Genomic DNA, 17,333 nt, shown 5'->3' on the forward strand with positions numbered 1-17,333 from the left:
AATATTTTTGGGGAAGATAAAGTTCCCTGATTAATTAAGGAAATTTCAAAAAATGAAAATATTCAAAACCAATTTATTTAAGCTTCAACCGATTTTATACCTAACACTAATTTTTCTTGTTGCATGTAAATCGTTTAATCCAAATAATATCCCCCCCTATAAAACAGCACCTCCCGCCTTATCTTCGGTTAATGTTCCAGTTCAAGTTCCTCAAAACACCCTTTATAGGATTATTAATCAAGCAATTCCTCAAGTTTTAATCGATGATGAAAATCTGTCTATGGGAAATGTAGAAGGGAGATTGCTTATAAGCAGAAACGGGAAACCAACTTATGTGACATTAGACAGTCAAAGAATTCAATTGACCTTGCCGCTTAAAATTCAGGGAGAATTAGGGCTTTCAAAAAGAGGACTTGGTAGTTTTCTACAGTCTAAACTCCCACTGAATGAAAATCTTTCTCCTGTGATTATTGTCAATCCTACTATCAACCCTGATTGGAGTATTTCGATCAAGGATTTTGAATTGGTTGACTTGGGAGGTCAGGTAAGTTTGAATTTATTGGGAATGCAGGTTGATCTCAGCGGGATTATTGAGAAAGAAATCACGAAATGGGGAGATGAAAATCTGGGCTCTTCTCAATCAATTTTCAGTTTAAAACCTTTCATAGATTTAGCATGGAATCAAGTGGGAAAACCTTTTATGATTGATTGGGAAGGAGAAAAATCCGCTTTTTCTATTCAACCGGAATCGGTAAGGCTGAAGGAGTATTTTGGTGAAGATCAAAATCTAAATCTTTGGCTAGGGCTCAATGGAAAAGTAAATACCCATCCTGAAAATGCAGTTCCAAGTAGAGCTTTCCCTCTTCCAAAAATCACAGGAAACGAGGATTCTGAAAACTATTTGGGGATTACACTTCCTTGGGTTTTCAGCTATAATAAACTTGATCAGATTCTAGGTGAGAATCTGAACAATATTCCTATTCGGGTTGATAAAAAAACAATTTTGACTCCGAGTAATATCAGTAGTGAGGCTTTTGGAGAATTTCTTCAAATCAAGATGGATTTTCTTGCTACGCAAACAAATGGAAAAAGCCTTCCTGGGAAAATTTATGTGATTGGAAAGCCTGCTTATGATGAATCCTCCCAGAGCCTTTATTTCACTGATATAAACTTCAAATTAGAAAGTGGAAACCTAGGAGCACAGACAAGTGTTGGACTTAAAAAGAGAAAAATAATCAGGCAAATTGAGAAAAGGGCCAACTTTCCGATTGGAGAAACGCTAAATGAAAGTATATTCAGTATTCAAGAAAGACTTGGTATTAAAACCGGAATTGCTGATTTAACTATTGAAAACTTAGAGATCGATCCTGAGGCTTTCTATCCTGCGAAGAATGGATTGATAGTTCACATAAAAGCAAATGGAAAGGTTAATGTTGATTGGAAATAAATAATGGGGAAGTAATCAACTTCCCCATTATTTAATTAATCATTTGATTTTTTTTATCAAATCCTTAGCTGAGTTCTTGATATCATCATCAAGAAAATTCTTGGAGATGTGATCAATTTTTGATTTTAGTTTTTTTCCCAGCTTCATACTAGAGACTGATTTCATTGCAAACTTGACTACGGAAGGATTGTTATCCTCTAATGATCGTGATAAAATAGCCTCTGCAACTTCAGGAGATCTTTTTTGCGCTCCATACGCAGCAGCAATCCGTATGGTAGATGAACCTTTTTCTGCTGCCTTTTTTAATACATCCCCGACGCTTTCATCATCAATGTATCCCACAAGGTATGCTGCTTTCATAGAAAGATTTTCATCCGTACCTTCGATTAAGTCAGATAGAAATGGAATCGCATCTTTTCCAAATTTTTTAGCTCCAGCTGGGTAATCCAACTCGTCCTGTCTCAAAAAGTCTAATACTTCCTGAGGATCAAAGCTTTTTTTAACTGCTTTTTTTCTTGATTGTGCCATAAGTTCTAAAAATTTTGGGTTAAAGATTTGTACTGAGTCCACTAGATCTCATTGTACTTGATTCTCCAGATGTCAAGTTTGGTGGAGGATTGGTAATATTAAAAGTACCATTTCCAGTCATCAAACGATCATTATTATTTACATGACTTAGACCTAAAACATGTCCAAACTCATGTCCCAATGTCCATCTACTCGCTGTTCTAACGACCACACATCCAGGTCTTCCCGAAGGAAAAGCTGCACATCCGTTATAGCCAGGTACCGTACTGTTCACGAAATAGACCACCACATCATTTGATCCTACGAAATTTCTGTTTCCAAATAATGTGATTTGCTCAGCAGTCACAGAGCCCATTGTACATCCGCCCACATCCACATCGTTTAGAGATGGTAGATTTAAATTTTCTGTTGAGGCGCAATCCACACGAATTCCTGCTACTGCATAAACATCTTGCATAGCTGCAAATTGCTCATTGATAGTGAATCTGGTAGGAGTGGTTAAGATTTTTACATGCACTCGAATTCGCTCTCTCAAAACCCGTACCCCTGCCGTAGGTGACCAATAAATACTTCCATGTTGGAAATGGGAAATTCTTCCTGCACCTCCAAAAACAACCAATTCGTCAGAGATAGGATACCCGAGAAAGCTTCGTTCCCAGCCCAAAGATGCCCAATGAGATCTTATTGCCCCATGGACTTCGTGAGCTCCAGTACTAGGGCTCCAATAAATACTGCCTCCCTGAAAATGATTATATCTTCCGACTCCATCTGGACAAGTATTTTCATTTGTTAGCGGATAGCGTAAAAAGCTTCTTTCCCAACCCAAAGATGAATATTTGGATCGAATAGCTCCATGAACTTCCCAAGCGCCCGTTGAAGGAGACCAATAAATGCTCCCTCCCTGAAAATGATTGTATCGTCCAATCCCGTCTGGAGTTTTGGTTTCATCAGTTTTGGGATAACCAAGAAAGCTTCTTTCCCAACCTAAAGACTTCCATCTAGCTTTAATCAAACCATGCACCTCGTGTGCTCCTGTTGAAGGATGGTAATAAATCGATCCGTTTACATAATGTTGGAATGATCCGATTCCATCTGGACATTTTAAAATTCCAGTCGTAGCAACGCCAAGCCAACCTCCTGATCCGCCAAGTGCCCAATACTTTGCCGTGATTGGGTTTACTGGAATAGCCTGCAAATTCTTAAGCTTTTCTAAGAGCTCATTTTGCACAAGTAATTGAGGGTCTATTTTAAATTTTGACATAGAAATATAGTTGAAAAATGAGACAAAAAACCTATATAATATAAGGATATTTACCTGAATACAAATGAGTTAAGAGAAATTTATTTTAGTTTTGTAAAAAAAAAATAATCGATAACTTATTCAGTTCTCTCATTTATTTAAAAGACCCCAACTAGTTATTCCTTTCTTTGAAGCTAACTTCAATAATTTCAGAAAAATAGTTGCAGTAAGGAAGGCATCTCCACTTGCCGTATGTCTATCATGAGTTTTTATTTTAAATCTTTGACAAAGTGAATCAAGCGTATATTCTTTAAGATTTACCCTACTCCGATCTACCAATAACCCATGATCAATGCGAATTGCAAGATTAGCAGTATCGATATAAGGATTTGGGAAACTTTCTAAGCCCACTGGCCTTAAGGCTTTCTGCAACATTTCTAAATCGAATCCCAAATGATGACCCACCAGAATATTATTACTCAGGTATTCTAATAACTGGATAGAAAAGTCCTCTAAAGAAACTTTTTTTTCATTTCCCATTAAGCCGTGAATTGTTATTGATTCCTTTCCTTTTTTAGTGGAATCTAAATACCATTCCACCGAGGATGACACTTGAATTTTTTCCTCATGAATTTTTACTGCACCGAAAGACAAAATATGATCTTCTGCCGGATTTAAGCCGGTAGTTTCAGTATCCAACACAACAAAATTGAGCTGATCGAAACTACGAATGCTAGGAATTGGTTTTTTGGCTTTTTCAAGATAGTCTTTCACAAAGCTTTTTTGGATTGCTTTTTTTCGATTAAACAGCCACCAACTCATTTTAAAAAATAATCAAGTTGAAATCTTACTCTGATAATTTCCTGGAGCTCCGATATAGGGGCAAAAGTATTCTTTAAAAGTTGTTTTTGAAGCTTGCCTAGCTTTTCTGGATTTATATACCTCCCATTATTTCCATTTTGAAGGCCTTCTAATGCTCTCATACGCATCAAAATCTCGTAAGCTTTTCCTGCTTGTATAAATAGATCATGGTTTACGGGTTCAAGGTCGGCTAGTTTCTCAAATCGCTTAAATGTGTTGTTGATTTTAACAACTCCATGACTGAATATCAGCAGTCGCGCTATATCCGTCAAAGGTATCATAGCCCTCGCTTTGATATCAAACTCGTCTTTATGCTCTCCAGATTTTTCTACTACAAATCCCTTAAAAAAACCAAGAGGGGTAGGATTCATGTAGGCATTTTTTGCTAGGAAATTTAAAAAGAAATGCTTCCTACCCAATTCTTCATAGATATGTTCTGTTAACTTATCAGCAAGTGTTTTCGAGCCTGCGACAGGCCTATAATCAAAAAAGATAGACGAGTTTAAAAGCGCTTCTTCTGTTGGTTTTAAAATCCAATCTGAAAAATATTCCTTCCATTTTGATAAGGGCTTTACCCATTTTGGGTTGCTTGCCATGATGTCTCCAGGGCATGATGAAACCCCGCAATGGATCAATACTTCTACGATTTGTGATCCGATTTTTAGGAAGTATTCTGAAGCTTTTCCCTTTAAATGTTCTGGTACATCCTCATATAATATAGCATTATCCTGGTCGGTCCTAAGTAGCTGTTCCTCTCTTCCCTCACTTCCTAAAGACAAAAAGCAATAGTTTACTTTTTCGATTTCAGGATAGTCTGCTGCATACTTTTTAAAGGCTATAATATTTGCCTGGCTAAGTATCACATCGTTTATTTCAGTCATTACTGATGCGACAAAATCCATCGAAACTTCATTTTCCAGATAGTAGCGAAGCATTTGTTCGGCTCTATCCCGGATCATTTTCATTTCATTTATATCTAGCGTATTTAAAAGGGCATGAATCAAAACAGCAGGACTATTACCCATAGATAGTAAGATGTCATGATCAGAAATGATTCCGTTTACCGGACTATGAATAGTTCCATCTTTTGTTAGAACAAGGTGGTGGAGCCTGTTTTTAATCATGCAGAGGTATAAATCTGAAAAGGAGGAATCACTTTTTTTTACGATTAAATCCGCACTCATTAATTTGGAAACCGGTGTGGTAAGAGGAATTCCCTCTGCAACAACCCGTTTCCTTAAATCTTTGTCTGTAATTATTCCGAGGGGATGATTTTTAGCATTGACTATGACAATGCTGCTAACTTCCTCAAAAGCCATTTTTTTTGCAGCATCCTGAATATTAAGGCTTTCATTCCCAGTTAAAACATTCTCAGAAATTTTTACCACAGAAGGGTCTGAAAAGATTAAAAGAGAATGATCTGACGAGTCATTTCTAAATATTTTTCTTGCTCGTTGACTTTCGGAAAGATCCTTCCTAACCACCACCTGCCCACTTGCAAATCCTGCGGCAAAGTATAATGCTACTCTGCTATTTTGATTTAGTATTGACTCAAAAACGGAAACCGGAACAAAGTAAAGTAAACTATCTTCAGCTGCATGAGCACTTAATACATAGGGGCGTTTTCCAAGTAATGCGAGAACTCCAAAAACATCTCCTTGATCACAATATTCAATGATTTCTTCTCCTGAATCTTTTTTTTCTGTCAAAGCAATGGCGCCTTCTTTGACTACAAAAAAATGAGGTTGAGCGACTTGACCTTGTAGAAATAAACTTTCATCCTTGTCAAAATATTTGATCTCTACAGCAGAAGCGACCATTTCCAAATCTTCTTTATCTAAAAATGAAAAAGGTGGAAAGTTTTTTAAAAACTCAGCAACTCTATTGACGATCACATTGGCCATAGTTGAAATATACTAATTCCAATTCTTCTCACCTCAAAAATGACAGAATGGCATCAATTTTCTACGGGTACGGTATTTGAGAATAATGGATTTATGAAAAATAGAATGAACCTGATAAAAAAGGGTTTTAAATTTTTTAGGAAAATAACCTGGGCACTAATTGTCGCCTTTATGCTAGGCGTTCATAATTTTTATAAACAAGAAATGGATTCCCCTGATTCCATTGTTTCATCCATACAAATAGATGCGGAAGAGGAAGATTCAGCACCAAAGCTTTAAAAAAAGAGTCAAGAAATAAACCCTGACTCTTTCTAAAATTGAATGTTATTTTCGTCCTTCAATAATTTTGCTGACTACCTCTGGATCAAGTAAAGTACTGGTATCACCCATATTATCCAGACTATTTTCAGCTACTTTTCTAAGGATTCTTCTCATGATCTTACCTGATCTGGTTTTAGGTAATCCAGGGACAATTTGAATTTTATCAGGTTTGGCAATTGGTCCAATTATTTTTGAAACCATTTCTTTGATTTCATTGACCAGGTTATCCTCAGTTCGATTGGCCATATCGCAAATCACATAGGCATAAATCCCTTGACCTTTTACATCATGTGGATAGCCGACTACCGCGGATTCAATTACTTTTGGATGTTCATTGATTGCGTTTTCAACTTCAGCAGTACCCATTCTATGGCCAGAAACATTAATCACATCATCTACACGGCCAAGAATTCTATAATATCCATCATGATCTCTTTTTACGCCATCTCCGGTAAAATACATTCCTTTGTAAGTGGAGAAATAAGTTTGCTTACATCGATCATGGTCTCCATATGTTGTTCGGATCATTGATGGCCAAGGAAATTTGATACATAGATTGCCTTCTACAGAATTCCCTTTTAATTCATTTCCCTCTGGATCGACAATACATAGCTGAACACCCGGTAAAGGTAATGTCGCATATGCCGGTTTTGTTGGTGTGATGCCAGCAATTGGTGAAACCATGATTCCTCCGGTTTCTGTCTGCCACCAAGTATCGACAATTGGACATTTATTTTTTCCAATATGCGTGTGGTACCAATGCCATGCCTCTTCGTTTATCGGTTCTCCAACTGAGCCCAAAACTTTGAGCGAACTCAAATCATACCCTTCTATGGGTTCTGTTCCATATGCCTGTAGCGCACGAATCGCAGTAGGAGCAGTGTAAAATTGATTTACTTTATATTTTTCGACAACGGCCCAAAATCTTCCTGCGTCAGGAAAGGTAGGAACACCCTCAAACATTAATGTTGTGGCACCAGCTAATAAAGGACCATAAACAATGTAGGAATGTCCAGTAATCCAGCCAATATCAGCCGTACACCAATACACATCTCCGGGTGAATACTGAAAGACATTTTCGAAGGAGTATTTAGAGTAAATCATATATCCCCCTGTGGTGTGAACTACGCCTTTTGGCTTTCCAGTAGACCCAGAGGTATAAAGGATAAATAGGATATCTTCACTATCCATTTCTTCCGCTATATTTTGATCTGTTTCTTTGGATACAACTTCATGCCACCAGAAGTCTCTTCCTTCCTTCATACTTACCTCCTGCTTCGTTCTTTGATAGACGATGACTGTTTCAACTGAACTCTTTTCCAAAGCTTCATCAACCACAGACTTAACAGCGATTTTTTTACTTCCTCTGAAATTACCATCTGAAGTTAATATTGCTTTTGCACCACAGTCATTTACTCTATCTGCTAAAGCATTGCTTGAAAATCCTGCAAAAACAACGGAATGAATAGCCCCTATTCTAGCACAAGCAAGCATAGCTACTGCGGCTTCCGGAACCATTGGCATATATATAATTACTTTATCACCTTTCCCGATCCCTTTTCTTTTCAAAGCATTAGCGAATCGACAAACATCATGGAAAAGTTCTCTATAAGTAATTGTTCTTCCTTTTTCTTGAGGGTCATTTGGCTCCCAAATAATAGCAGGTCTATCACCAATAGTAAATAAATACCTTTCAAAAATATTTTCGGTAATATTCAATTTTCCATTTAAAAACCATTTAACGTCTGGCCCATCAAAATTCCACTTTAAAACCTGATCCCATTGTTTTCTCCAAAAAAATGAATCGGCAATTCTTGCCCAAAATTCTTCAGGTTGTGCGACACTTTTTTGATACTCATGCAAGTACCCGCTCAGGGTATGTATTCTATCACTCATGATATTATTGGGTTATCGATAATCTAATTTTTTAATGACTCTAATTTAAGCTTAATGATCAACTGCATTGCCAGCTCCACGGGGTATTCTTATTTCTTGAATCATATCCTGGACAGATTGAGGAGGTGCCGGAGTAAACCGGGAAACCACAATGCATACCAGAAAATTGATAAACATACCAATCGATCCAATTCCTTCCGGAGATACGCCAAACCACCAATGATCAGCAGTATTAAGCTCCGGAGATATAAATTTAAAATAAATAATATAGGCTAAGGTAAAAGCCAATCCGGAAATCATTCCCGCAATTGCCCCTTCCTTATTTATCCTTGAGGAGAAAATTCCCATAATAATAACCGGGAAAAAAGATGCAGCGGCTAGGCCGAATGCAAAGGCTACAACTTGTGCCACAAATCCAGGAGGATTTACTCCAAAGTAACCAGCAAGAAGAACAGCCCCGGCAGCAGCAATTCTTGCTATTCTCAATTCCTTTTTCTCCGAAATTTCCGGTTTAAATGTCTTAAATAAATCTCTCGAAACGGAAGTGGAGATGACTAACAATAATCCTGCTGCAGTGGACAGAGCAGCAGCCATAGCCCCAGCTGCAACTAAGCCAACCACCCAATTCGGAAGTTCCGCTATTTCAGGACTTGCCAAGACCATGATATCCCTATCAATACTTAATTCATTGGCTTCAGGATCTGCAACGTACTGGATCTTTCCATCTCCATTCTTATCGTCAACTTTTATCAAATTGGTTTTTTGCCAATTAGAAATCCAAACAGGGAGGGAGGAAATCTCTTTTTCAGAAGTACTATTGATCGCATTATAGATACCAAAAGCTGCTATAGCAGGAGCAGTTGTATAAAGAATGGCTATGAAAACTAATGCATAACCAGCTGATAATCTTGCGTCTTTTACTCTGGGTACTGTAAAAAATCTAACTATCACATGGGGAAGTCCGGCAGTACCGACCATCAAAGCCAATGTGATCATGAAAACATCTATCATTTCTTTTCGACCGGAAGTATATTCAGCAAAACCTAGCTCGGCCAAGACTCCATCAAGCTTATCTAATAGGGCGGTTCCATCTGCAAGTTCTCCGCCTAATCCTAGTTGTGGAATTGGGTTTCCGGTGAGTTGCATGGAAACGAAAATAGCCGGAACCATGTAAGCAAAAATCAAAACACAGTATTGGGCTACCTGTGTATAGGTGATCCCTTTCATTCCACCTAAAACAGCATAGAAAAATACAATACACATGCCTATTACGACACCCCATTCTATAGGAACCTCTAGATATCTTGAAAATACGATACCGACTCCACGCATTTGTCCGGCGACATAAGTAAAAGAGACAAACAATGCACAAATCACAGCTACTACTTTGGCTGTATTCGAGTAATATCGGTCTCCAACAAAGTCAGGAACAGTAAATTTACCGAATTTGCGAAGATAAGGTGCTAGCAAAAGTGCAAGTAATACATATCCTCCTGTCCAGCCCATGAGATAAACAGAACCATCATATCCTGCGAACGATATAATTCCTGCCATGGAAATAAACGAGGCTGCTGACATCCAATCAGCTGCTGTTGCCATTCCGTTTGCCAAAGGAGAAACTCCTCCACCAGCTACATAAAACTCCTTTGTAGAGCCTGCTCTCGACCAAATAGCTATTCCAATATATAATGTGAAGGAAAGTCCTACGAGAATATATGTCCAGGTTAAAATGTCCATTTCTTAAGGTGATTTTGGTTGTGTTATTATTATTCCTCGTTGACATCAAACTCTTTGTCCAGTTTATTCATCCGATATACATAGATGAAAATCAGGATAACAAAAGAATAAATTGATCCTTGCTGAGCAAACCAAAACCCTAGTTTGTATCCTCCCAGGCGAATGGTGTTTAATTCTTCAACCCAAAGAATCCCAAACCCAAAGGAGACTAAAAACCAGATAAAAAGTAAAAAAAATAAAGTTTTGAGGTTCTTTTTCCAGTAGGCTTTCATTTTGCCTGCATCTTTAGCCATGGTATTGGGGTTTATTTTTTGGAATCAATTTTAAAAGTAAGTGTAGATTCACGCGAAATGCAACCGCTTTTCCATTAAATAATGAAAAAATAAGTCAAGACGTGTTTTTATTCCGAATAATTTGCCAATTCCGAAATATCAAAGGTTTAAGTAAAGAAATTAAATTGTGTTAAAAGACATATTCAGACAGAATAGCCAGACCAGCTGCGACAAAACTCACGATTAACTTATTCCAATTAAACTTGTGATGAGGACTGCTTTCAAAGAATATCGTGGTAGAAATGTGAAGAAACCCACCTGCCACCAAGCCGTAAAGCATTCCAACTCCTTCTTTTTCAAGTAGGCCGCTTTGAAATAAATAGGCGCTTGAGAACATACCTAAAGGAGAGGCAAATGCAAATAAAGTCAGTAATATCAATGTCCATTTTTTGCTTAAAGAACTACTGAGTACCGCTGCCAATGCAAAAGCTGCTGGACCTTTATGCAAGATTACGCCTACCAAAACTGTTTTGCTATTGTGTACATGTCCAAAGGCTTCAGTTCCAGCCCCAATTAAGCTTCCATGAGAAAGCAGCGTGCCTTCTAGGAAAGCATGGATAAAAAGTCCAATCATAACTGTAAAGATTCCAGCTTTTGTTTCTCCGTGGTGATGGTGAATATGGCCATGTTCGATTCCACTTGATAAAAACTCCAATAACTGCTGGAGCAAAAAGCCTATCAAAATGTATAAACCCATTCTTCCACCTTCATACCCACTATGAAATAGTTCCGGGAGAATGTGTAAAATGGTGATTGAAAAAAGATAAGATCCTGCAAAAACCAGAACTAGTTTAAAGTACTTATCTCTAAAATTCGGAGCGATAAAAACTAAAGAACCAGCTCCAATGGCCGTTATAAAAAGAAGCAGAAAGTTTATTCCCATAACCAAGTTTTACTTTCCTTTTCCGAAAGTTGGAGATATAACCCCAGCAAAGGTAATAAAATTCAATAATGTTGCATTTAATTATTGAAATGGGAATTTCTATCTAAATAAAGAATTAATTTGAATGGTGCTATTTCTGAGGAAAAGAAAGATATGGCTTTAATTCTTCGCTAGCAAAGGTTTTAAATTCCCCATTTTCATCGCTGTAAATAAGAAAAACCTCAATTTCATCTAATCCCGAATCCAAAGCAATTGCTTTTTCCGTTCCCATCACCATCATTGCTGTAGCATATGCGTCTGCAGTCATACAATCTTCGGCGATTACGGTTGCACTTAACAAGTTTTGTGCGATTGGGTAACCAGTTTTGGGGTTTATTGTATGGGAGATTTTAACAGAATCCCGAACATAAAAATTTCTGTAATTTCCTGAGGTAGCCATTCCTTTGTCTTGAAGGGCAATGATGCTAAATAGATCGGAAGCGCTTGAGGATTCCTCTGGTCTATTTACACCAACTTTCCACAATTCACCATTTTCGTTTACTCCTTGGGCCACCAACTCTCCACCGATTTCCACTAAATAGTTTTTGATTCCTTTTGATGATAAAAATTCTGCTACCACATCCACTCCATATCCTTTGGCGATGCTGCTGAAATCCAGATAAATACCGGGAACTTTCTTTCTGACCTGTTTCGTATCAAAATCAATTTTTTCAAACCCTACTAATTTTAGCAGGTTTTGGATATCGACACTATCTTTCAATTCAGGCCCGCTAGGTCCAAACCCCCAAATATTGACTAAGGGTCCTACAGTAGGATCAAATGCCCCTGAAGTTTTCTCAAACACCTCTTTACTGGCATTAAGAACTGGTAATAAATATGGCAAATTAAAGTCCAAAGTATCTGCCTTATTAAATCTGCTTATTTCGGAATCAGGAATGTAGGTAGATAAACTCTGGTTGAAGACAACTAATAAGGAGTCGATTGAAGGTTGAAAGTCTCTACCTTCTTCATCCAAATAGGTTATATTATAAGTTGTGCCCATCGTTTTTCCAGATAGGGTCAACTTACCATTTACTTCAATTTCTTTCTCTTGTACTGTTGTCTCTGGATTTTGATTTCTCCAGGAGTAAACAAGAATCACCATAGTCAATAAGACCAGTGAGTAAATAATATTTTTACGGACATTAGGACGCATAAGAATCTTTATTTCGGTGCGAAGTTAAGAGTTATTTTTCAGTATGGAGGATTAAGAAGGCTTACAAAAAGTCCATCGTCCCCACGGGTATTTTTCTATCTTTGTGTGAGTACCCTATTTCTATGAGAGAAGATTATTTAACTGGTGACGAAGAACATTTAAGTTCAAAGGATAAAGAATTTGAAAAAGCTTTGCGCCCTTTGAGCTTTGAGGACTTCACCGGACAATACAAAATCGTTCAAAATTTACGCGTTTTTGTTGTGGCCGCTAAGCGACGGAATGAGCCCCTTGACCACGTTTTGCTGCATGGACCTCCAGGACTTGGCAAGACAACTCTAAGCTATATTATTGCAAACGAATTACAGGCAGGGATTAAAATCACTTCTGGACCTGTATTGGATAAACCATCTGATTTAGCTGGTTTACTTACCAATCTGGAGGAAGGTGATGTACTATTCATCGATGAAATCCATAGGCTTAACCCTATCGTGGAGGAATATCTTTACTCTGCAATGGAGGATTTCAGAATAGATATAATGCTGGATTCTGGACCAAATGCTAGGTCTGTGCAAATCAGCTTAAGCCCTTTTACTTTAATAGGTGCTACAACCCGCTCTGGTTTATTAACATCACCGCTTCGTGCTCGGTTTGGGATCAACTCCAGATTGGAATATTACGATGCAAAATTATTGACAGATATTGTTAGCCGTTCAGCAGGGATTCTACAAACCCCAATTGATGAGGTCGCAGCTTATGAAATTGCAAGAAGAAGTCGAGGTACCCCAAGGATTGCGAATATGCTTTTACGCAGAACTCGTGACTTTGCCGAAGTAAAAGGAGATGGAACGATAACATTAGAAATTTCAAAAATTGCTCTCGATGCACTGGATGTGGATATGAATGGGTTGGACGAAATGGACAATCGAATTTTAATGACCATAATCGAAAAATTTAAAGGTGGGCCTGTTGGATTGAGCACTATTGCCACGGCTTGTGGTGAAGAAGCAGAAACCATAGAAGAGGTATATGAGCCTTTTCTGATACAGGAGGGATACTTGAAGAGAACTGCAAGAGGTCGAATGGCAACAGAACTTGCATACAAACACTTAAACATAAAGCCTACCCAAGGACTGGGAGGTTTGTTTGATGGGATATAAAAAAACCGACTGAGATTCAGCCCTCAGTCGGTTTTTTACTTTTTAATGGAATTGTCACTTTTTCAAAGTTGCCATGTCGATAACAAATCGATATCTCACATCTCCGGCGATAGTCCGCTCGTATGCTTCGTTGATCTGATCCATAGCAATTACTTCTACATCGGAAACAATACCATGCTCAGCACAAAAATCTAGCATTTCCTGGGTTTCTTTGATTCCTCCGATTAAGGATCCGGCTAGGCTTTTTCTACCAAAAATCAATGAGGTAGCATGGATTGTTTCTGGAGTAGGAGGTACACCAACCAAAACCATTACACCATTTGTCCTTAATAAATTTAAATAGGTGCTATAATCATGAGAGGCAGATACTGTATCGATAATCAAATCATAAGTGCCCTTTAACTTCTTGAGGTTTTCTGGATTTGTCGTAAGTTCAAAGTGATGGGCCCCAAGTGAGTCTGCATCTTTTGCTTTTTCTGGTGAACGGCTTAGCATAGTGACTTCAGCTCCCATAGCCGCTGCAAGCTTCACTGCCATGTGCCCTAATCCTCCCAGGCCAACTACTGCTACTTTATCTCCTTTTTTTACATTCCAGTGTCTTAACGGAGAGTAAGTAGTAATTCCTGCGCAAAGTAGAGGAGCTACTCCTTCTAGAGGTAACTTGTCTGAAACAGAGAGTACGAACTTTTCAGTCACCACAATATTCGTAGAATAGCCTCCGTATGTGATCGTTCTTTTATCTTGAAGGTAAGAGCTATAGGTGCCTGACATTCCATTTTCACAGAATTGTTCTAAGTCTTCCTCACAGCTTCCACATTTACCGCAAGAATCCACCATACAGCCTACCCCTACAGTGTCGCCAACTTTGTGTTTACTGACTTCCGACCCTACTGATATTACTTTTCCAACGATCTCATGACCTGGAACAATTGGGAATATAGTCCCTCCCCATTCATTTCTTGCCATGTGAATATCGGAATGACAAACGCCACAATATAAAATCTCGATTTCTACGTCTTTTGGTCCTGGGGTTCTTCTGATAAGATCAAATGGGGCAAGAGGTTGATCAGCTTTTTTAGCTGCATAGGCTTTTACTTCTGTCATAAAAAATTATTGATTGAGGATTAATTCATTTTGAAAAGGGAAGAAATCAATTTTAGCAATATCAAGGTATATAAATAGTATTTTGAAACAGCTTTAAACCTTGTTTTTTGTTAATTATTCTTCAGAAAAGTCTAAATCTTTGGCGGCAGCCTTATCTAGATACCAGGTCAGTTCTTCGCTTTCAGGATTAACTAAAGAAGCTGGATACGTTTCATAATTGCCTTCAAGCATTATAATTTCTTTCACCTTTTCTGCTTTGTTGGCACCTGTCACTAGAAAGGCCACTGCCTTGGCATTGTTAACAATTTTTCCTGTGATAGTTACTCTTTTTTGTCCAGAATCAGGATGTACTGCAACTACACAGTTTTCTTTAGCATCCCACAATTCGATATTATATGGGAAAATAGAAACAGTATGCCCGTCATCTCCTAAGCCCAACATGACCAAATCAAACTGAGGAATTCCATTGACAATTGGAAGTTCATCTTCCAGCAGTTGGCTATATCGAATTGCTTCTTCATCCGGATCATTTTCTCCCTTAATTCGGAAAATATTCTCCTCAGGCATGTCAATTTTAGACAATAGATGATCCACCGTCATCTTGTAATTGCTTTCAGAATCAGAAGGAGAAACACACCTTTCATCGCCCCAATAGAAGTTTATATTATCCCAAAGAATATCTTCCCCTAATTCCTCAGAGATATAGTCAAAAATAACCTTTGGTGTACTGCCGCCTGAAAGTGCTACGTGGATTTTTTCTCCTGTATCAGACATTTCCTTTAAAGTGTAAGCAAACTCTTCTGCAAGACTTTCCTTTGAGCTAGATACAATGACATTCATTTTTTGTTCTTTAGTAATTATTGGGCAATTGAAAATAGAAAACGAAGATTGTTACAGGATACAGAATCCTGTTTCGTCCGTAAGACGCTTTCCTGGATTTCTCCATCCAAAATGACCTCCAAACATTTCATCGGAGTTTCTAGGTCCCCAAGTTCCGGCGGCATAGCCAAATGTTGGCACATCCTCATTCTCCCAGTATTTTATTATTGGATCTACAAATTTCCAAGCGGCTTCCACCTCATCAGCTCTTGCATATAATGTCGCATCTCCCTGCATTGCATCTAAAAGCTATCTTTCGTAGGCATCCATCACCTCAGCAGAATCTAGATCGGAATAATAGAAGTCAAGATTTGCCTGATCCACAATAAAACCTAGACCAGGCACTTTTACTCCAAACTTGATCAAAATCCCTTCATCTGGCTGGATTCGAATGATCAATTTATTGTCTTTTTTATAAGCATCATGACTTGTGAAAACTTCATGAGCTGGAGATTTGAAGTGGATAACTACTTCTGTCACTTTGGTTGGCATGTACTTAGCGGTCCTTACATAAAAAGGGACGTCTTTCCATCTCCAGTTATCCACAAAAAACTTGATTGCAGCAAAAGTTTCAGTTTTTGAATTTGGATCCACCCCTTCTTCTTCACGGTAGCCTTTTACTTTTTTACCATTGATTGTCGAAGCCATGTACTGACCTTTCATCGTGTGAGTAGCCAAAACTTCCGGGTCAGTCATCAAACGCAATGATTTTAAAGCTTTAACTTTTTCATCCCTGATTTCCTCTGCACTGGAATTGATTGGTGGCTCCATCACAATTAGCGAAAGTACTTGTAGCAAATGACTCTGGAACATATCCCTCAAAGCACCTGATTTATCGTAATATCCTCCCCGTTTCTCCACACCTACGGTTTCGGCATTGGTGATTTCTACATGGTGAATGTACCTTCTGTTCCAAGTTGGTTCAAAAATCGAATTTGAAAAACGGGTTACTAAAAGATTTTGAACAGTTTCTTTTCCCAAATAATGGTCAATTCTATAAACCTGCTTTTCTTCAAAATACTTGTGCAAGCCTTCATTTAACTCTTTTGCCGTTTCAAGACTGTAACCAAAAGGCTTTTCAACAATAATCCTTTTCCAACCATTTTCTTCCTTGGTCAATCCTGCCTCACATAAATTCTTGGCTATGACTTCGTATAAACTTGGGGGAGTCGATAGGTAAAAAATATAATTTTCTTCACAACCATGATCTTTGTTTAACTGTGCAATTCTTTTTGCTAAAGTTGAATAATCGCTATCATAGTTTTCTCCCAAATCTTGATAAAAAAGTTTATCGGAAAAGGTCTTAATGAAAGAAGTTTCTTCCTTGCTGATCTTTTTTTCTAAAAACTCGCTTTCCTGAACCACTTTCTCACGAAATGCCTTATCAGTCAAATCGCTTCGACTTGCTCCAAGCACTACGAAATTATCTGGCAGATGATTTCCTTTGTAAAGATTATAAAGTGCAGGAACTAGTTTACGAGTGGTTAAATCCCCAGATGCTCCAAAAATAATTAGCATCTGATTTAAAGTTTTTTTCATGCGTTGGTCGATATTTTTAGCTCTTCAAACAAATTTAATTAAGCCAGAACTCACAAATTGATTATTTGAAGAAACAGGTTTATTATTTAGGCCACATCCTGTTAGGTTTAAAAGACTTCCAATTTTTAGGAGATTTACAGTAGCTAAACAGTTTAAATTTTAGAAATGGGGTTAATTGATTTGCATAATAAAGCGAACAATTGCCACTTTAATTTAATTTTGCTTTGCAGTCGCAAAATTAAGGCTTATTTGATTTAATAAGCATAGGAAGCAAAAATGATTGCCAAGGTATTTTTAAGAAAAACAGAAA

14 protein-coding genes and 1 pseudogene are annotated in these 17,333 nt (G+C 37.9%); 3 read left to right on the top strand and 12 right to left on the bottom strand.

All coding sequences use genetic code 11. The features are described from left to right. Window positions 1-52: 52 nt before the first annotated feature. Complete coding sequence (locus AAGF08_RS06045; protein WP_343510237.1) at window positions 53-1,447, top strand: DUF4403 family protein; 1,395 nt, start codon at window positions 53-55, stop codon at window positions 1,445-1,447. 39 nt (window positions 1,448-1,486) lie between these two features. On the opposite strand, the gene AAGF08_RS06050 is transcribed toward AAGF08_RS06045, so the two are convergent. The 4 genes from AAGF08_RS06050 to AAGF08_RS06065 form a co-directional block, all read right to left on the bottom strand. Continuing rightward, window positions 1,487-1,975, bottom strand: coding sequence for a HEAT repeat domain-containing protein (locus tag AAGF08_RS06050; RefSeq protein WP_343510239.1), 489 nt, complete (start codon window positions 1,973-1,975; stop codon window positions 1,487-1,489). A gap of 19 nt (window positions 1,976-1,994) precedes the next feature. Continuing rightward, window positions 1,995-3,236, bottom strand: a complete 1,242-nt coding sequence (locus AAGF08_RS06055) for a hypothetical protein (protein WP_343510240.1) — start codon at window positions 3,234-3,236, stop codon at window positions 1,995-1,997. 129 nt (window positions 3,237-3,365) lie between these two features. Continuing rightward, a complete protein-coding gene (locus tag AAGF08_RS06060) occupies window positions 3,366-3,989 on the bottom strand; it encodes a 3'-5' exonuclease (RefSeq protein ID WP_343510241.1) in 624 nt (207 codons plus the stop codon). Window positions 3,990-4,033: 44 nt separating this feature from the next. Then, the gene (locus tag AAGF08_RS06065; RefSeq protein ID WP_343510242.1) at window positions 4,034-5,980 is read right to left on the bottom strand and encodes a DUF294 nucleotidyltransferase-like domain-containing protein; all 1,947 of its coding nucleotides are present in this window, start codon (window positions 5,978-5,980) and stop codon (window positions 4,034-4,036) included. A gap of 39 nt (window positions 5,981-6,019) precedes the next feature. Here AAGF08_RS06065 and AAGF08_RS06070 point away from each other — a divergent pair, with 39 nt between their 5' ends. After that, the gene (locus tag AAGF08_RS06070) at window positions 6,020-6,259 is read left to right on the top strand and encodes a hypothetical protein (RefSeq protein ID WP_343510243.1); all 240 of its coding nucleotides are present in this window, start codon (window positions 6,020-6,022) and stop codon (window positions 6,257-6,259) included. Between the two features lie 45 nt (window positions 6,260-6,304). Here the strand turns inward: AAGF08_RS06070 and acs are convergent, their stop codons facing one another. The 5 genes from acs to AAGF08_RS06095 all read right to left on the bottom strand — a co-directional run bounded on the left by acs (window position 6,305) and on the right by AAGF08_RS06095 (window position 12,344). Then, the gene (gene acs, locus AAGF08_RS06075; RefSeq protein ID WP_343510244.1) at window positions 6,305-8,197 is read right to left on the bottom strand and encodes an acetate--CoA ligase; all 1,893 of its coding nucleotides are present in this window, start codon (window positions 8,195-8,197) and stop codon (window positions 6,305-6,307) included. Window positions 8,198-8,248: 51 nt separating this feature from the next. Next, window positions 8,249-9,934 carry a sodium:solute symporter family protein gene (locus tag AAGF08_RS06080; RefSeq protein WP_343510246.1) on the bottom strand — a complete coding sequence of 562 codons (1,686 nt, stop codon included), beginning with the start codon at window positions 9,932-9,934 and terminating at the stop codon, window positions 8,249-8,251. A 29-nt stretch (window positions 9,935-9,963) separates the two neighbouring features. Beyond that, a complete protein-coding gene (locus AAGF08_RS06085) occupies window positions 9,964-10,227 on the bottom strand; it encodes a DUF4212 domain-containing protein (RefSeq protein WP_343510247.1) in 264 nt (87 codons plus the stop codon). A 169-nt stretch (window positions 10,228-10,396) separates the two neighbouring features. Next, a complete protein-coding gene (locus AAGF08_RS06090; RefSeq protein ID WP_343510248.1) occupies window positions 10,397-11,149 on the bottom strand; it encodes a zinc permease in 753 nt (250 codons plus the stop codon). 130 nt (window positions 11,150-11,279) lie between these two features. Then, window positions 11,280-12,344, bottom strand: coding sequence for an FAD:protein FMN transferase (locus tag AAGF08_RS06095; RefSeq protein WP_343510249.1), 1,065 nt, complete (start codon window positions 12,342-12,344; stop codon window positions 11,280-11,282). A gap of 122 nt (window positions 12,345-12,466) precedes the next feature. On the opposite strand from AAGF08_RS06095, the gene ruvB reads away from it, so the two are divergent. Then, window positions 12,467-13,501: a Holliday junction branch migration DNA helicase RuvB gene (gene ruvB, locus AAGF08_RS06100; protein WP_343510251.1), complete on the top strand. Its 1,035-nt coding sequence runs from the start codon at window positions 12,467-12,469 to the stop codon at window positions 13,499-13,501. A gap of 54 nt (window positions 13,502-13,555) precedes the next feature. On the opposite strand, the gene AAGF08_RS06105 is transcribed toward ruvB, so the two are convergent. The 3 genes and pseudogenes from AAGF08_RS06105 to zwf all read right to left on the bottom strand — a co-directional run bounded on the left by AAGF08_RS06105 (window position 13,556) and on the right by zwf (window position 17,023). Continuing rightward, on the bottom strand, window positions 13,556-14,605 hold the full coding sequence (locus AAGF08_RS06105) for an NAD(P)-dependent alcohol dehydrogenase (RefSeq protein ID WP_343510254.1): 1,050 nt from the start codon (window positions 14,603-14,605) through the stop codon (window positions 13,556-13,558). Between the two features lie 114 nt (window positions 14,606-14,719). Next, window positions 14,720-15,445 carry a 6-phosphogluconolactonase gene (gene pgl, locus AAGF08_RS06110; RefSeq protein ID WP_343510256.1) on the bottom strand — a complete coding sequence of 242 codons (726 nt, stop codon included), beginning with the start codon at window positions 15,443-15,445 and terminating at the stop codon, window positions 14,720-14,722. A 51-nt stretch (window positions 15,446-15,496) separates the two neighbouring features. Then, window positions 15,497-17,023 (bottom strand): annotated as a pseudogene (gene zwf, locus AAGF08_RS06115) (glucose-6-phosphate dehydrogenase). Window positions 17,024-17,333 lie beyond the last annotated feature (310 nt).

Origin of the sequence: Algoriphagus sp. SE2 (genome assembly GCF_039563885.1) — a bacterium.
Lineage (GTDB): Bacteria > Bacteroidota > Bacteroidia > Cytophagales > Cyclobacteriaceae > Algoriphagus.

Excerpts from the sequence above, each read along its gene's own strand:
- AAGF08_RS06080 (WP_343510246.1), bottom strand. The coding sequence starts at position 9,934 with ATGGACATTTTAACCTGGACATATATTCTCGTAGGACTTTCCTTCACA.
- AAGF08_RS06055 (WP_343510240.1), bottom strand. The coding sequence starts at position 3,236 with ATGTCAAAATTTAAAATAGACCCTCAATTACTTGTGCAAAATGAGCTC.
- AAGF08_RS06070 (WP_343510243.1), top strand. The coding sequence starts at position 6,020 with ATGACAGAATGGCATCAATTTTCTACGGGTACGGTATTTGAGAATAAT.
- AAGF08_RS06095 (WP_343510249.1), bottom strand. The coding sequence starts at position 12,344 with ATGCGTCCTAATGTCCGTAAAAATATTATTTACTCACTGGTCTTATTG.
- acs (WP_343510244.1), bottom strand. The coding sequence starts at position 8,197 with ATGAGTGATAGAATACATACCCTGAGCGGGTACTTGCATGAGTATCAA.
- AAGF08_RS06085 (WP_343510247.1), bottom strand. The coding sequence starts at position 10,227 with ATGGCTAAAGATGCAGGCAAAATGAAAGCCTACTGGAAAAAGAACCTC.
- AAGF08_RS06090 (WP_343510248.1), bottom strand. The coding sequence starts at position 11,149 with ATGGGAATAAACTTTCTGCTTCTTTTTATAACGGCCATTGGAGCTGGT.
- AAGF08_RS06050 (WP_343510239.1), bottom strand. The coding sequence starts at position 1,975 with ATGGCACAATCAAGAAAAAAAGCAGTTAAAAAAAGCTTTGATCCTCAG.
- AAGF08_RS06105 (WP_343510254.1), bottom strand. The coding sequence starts at position 14,605 with ATGACAGAAGTAAAAGCCTATGCAGCTAAAAAAGCTGATCAACCTCTT.
- ruvB (WP_343510251.1), top strand. The coding sequence starts at position 12,467 with ATGAGAGAAGATTATTTAACTGGTGACGAAGAACATTTAAGTTCAAAG.
- AAGF08_RS06045 (WP_343510237.1), top strand. The coding sequence starts at position 53 with ATGAAAATATTCAAAACCAATTTATTTAAGCTTCAACCGATTTTATAC.
- pgl (WP_343510256.1), bottom strand. The coding sequence starts at position 15,445 with ATGAATGTCATTGTATCTAGCTCAAAGGAAAGTCTTGCAGAAGAGTTT.
- AAGF08_RS06065 (WP_343510242.1), bottom strand. The coding sequence starts at position 5,980 with ATGGCCAATGTGATCGTCAATAGAGTTGCTGAGTTTTTAAAAAACTTT.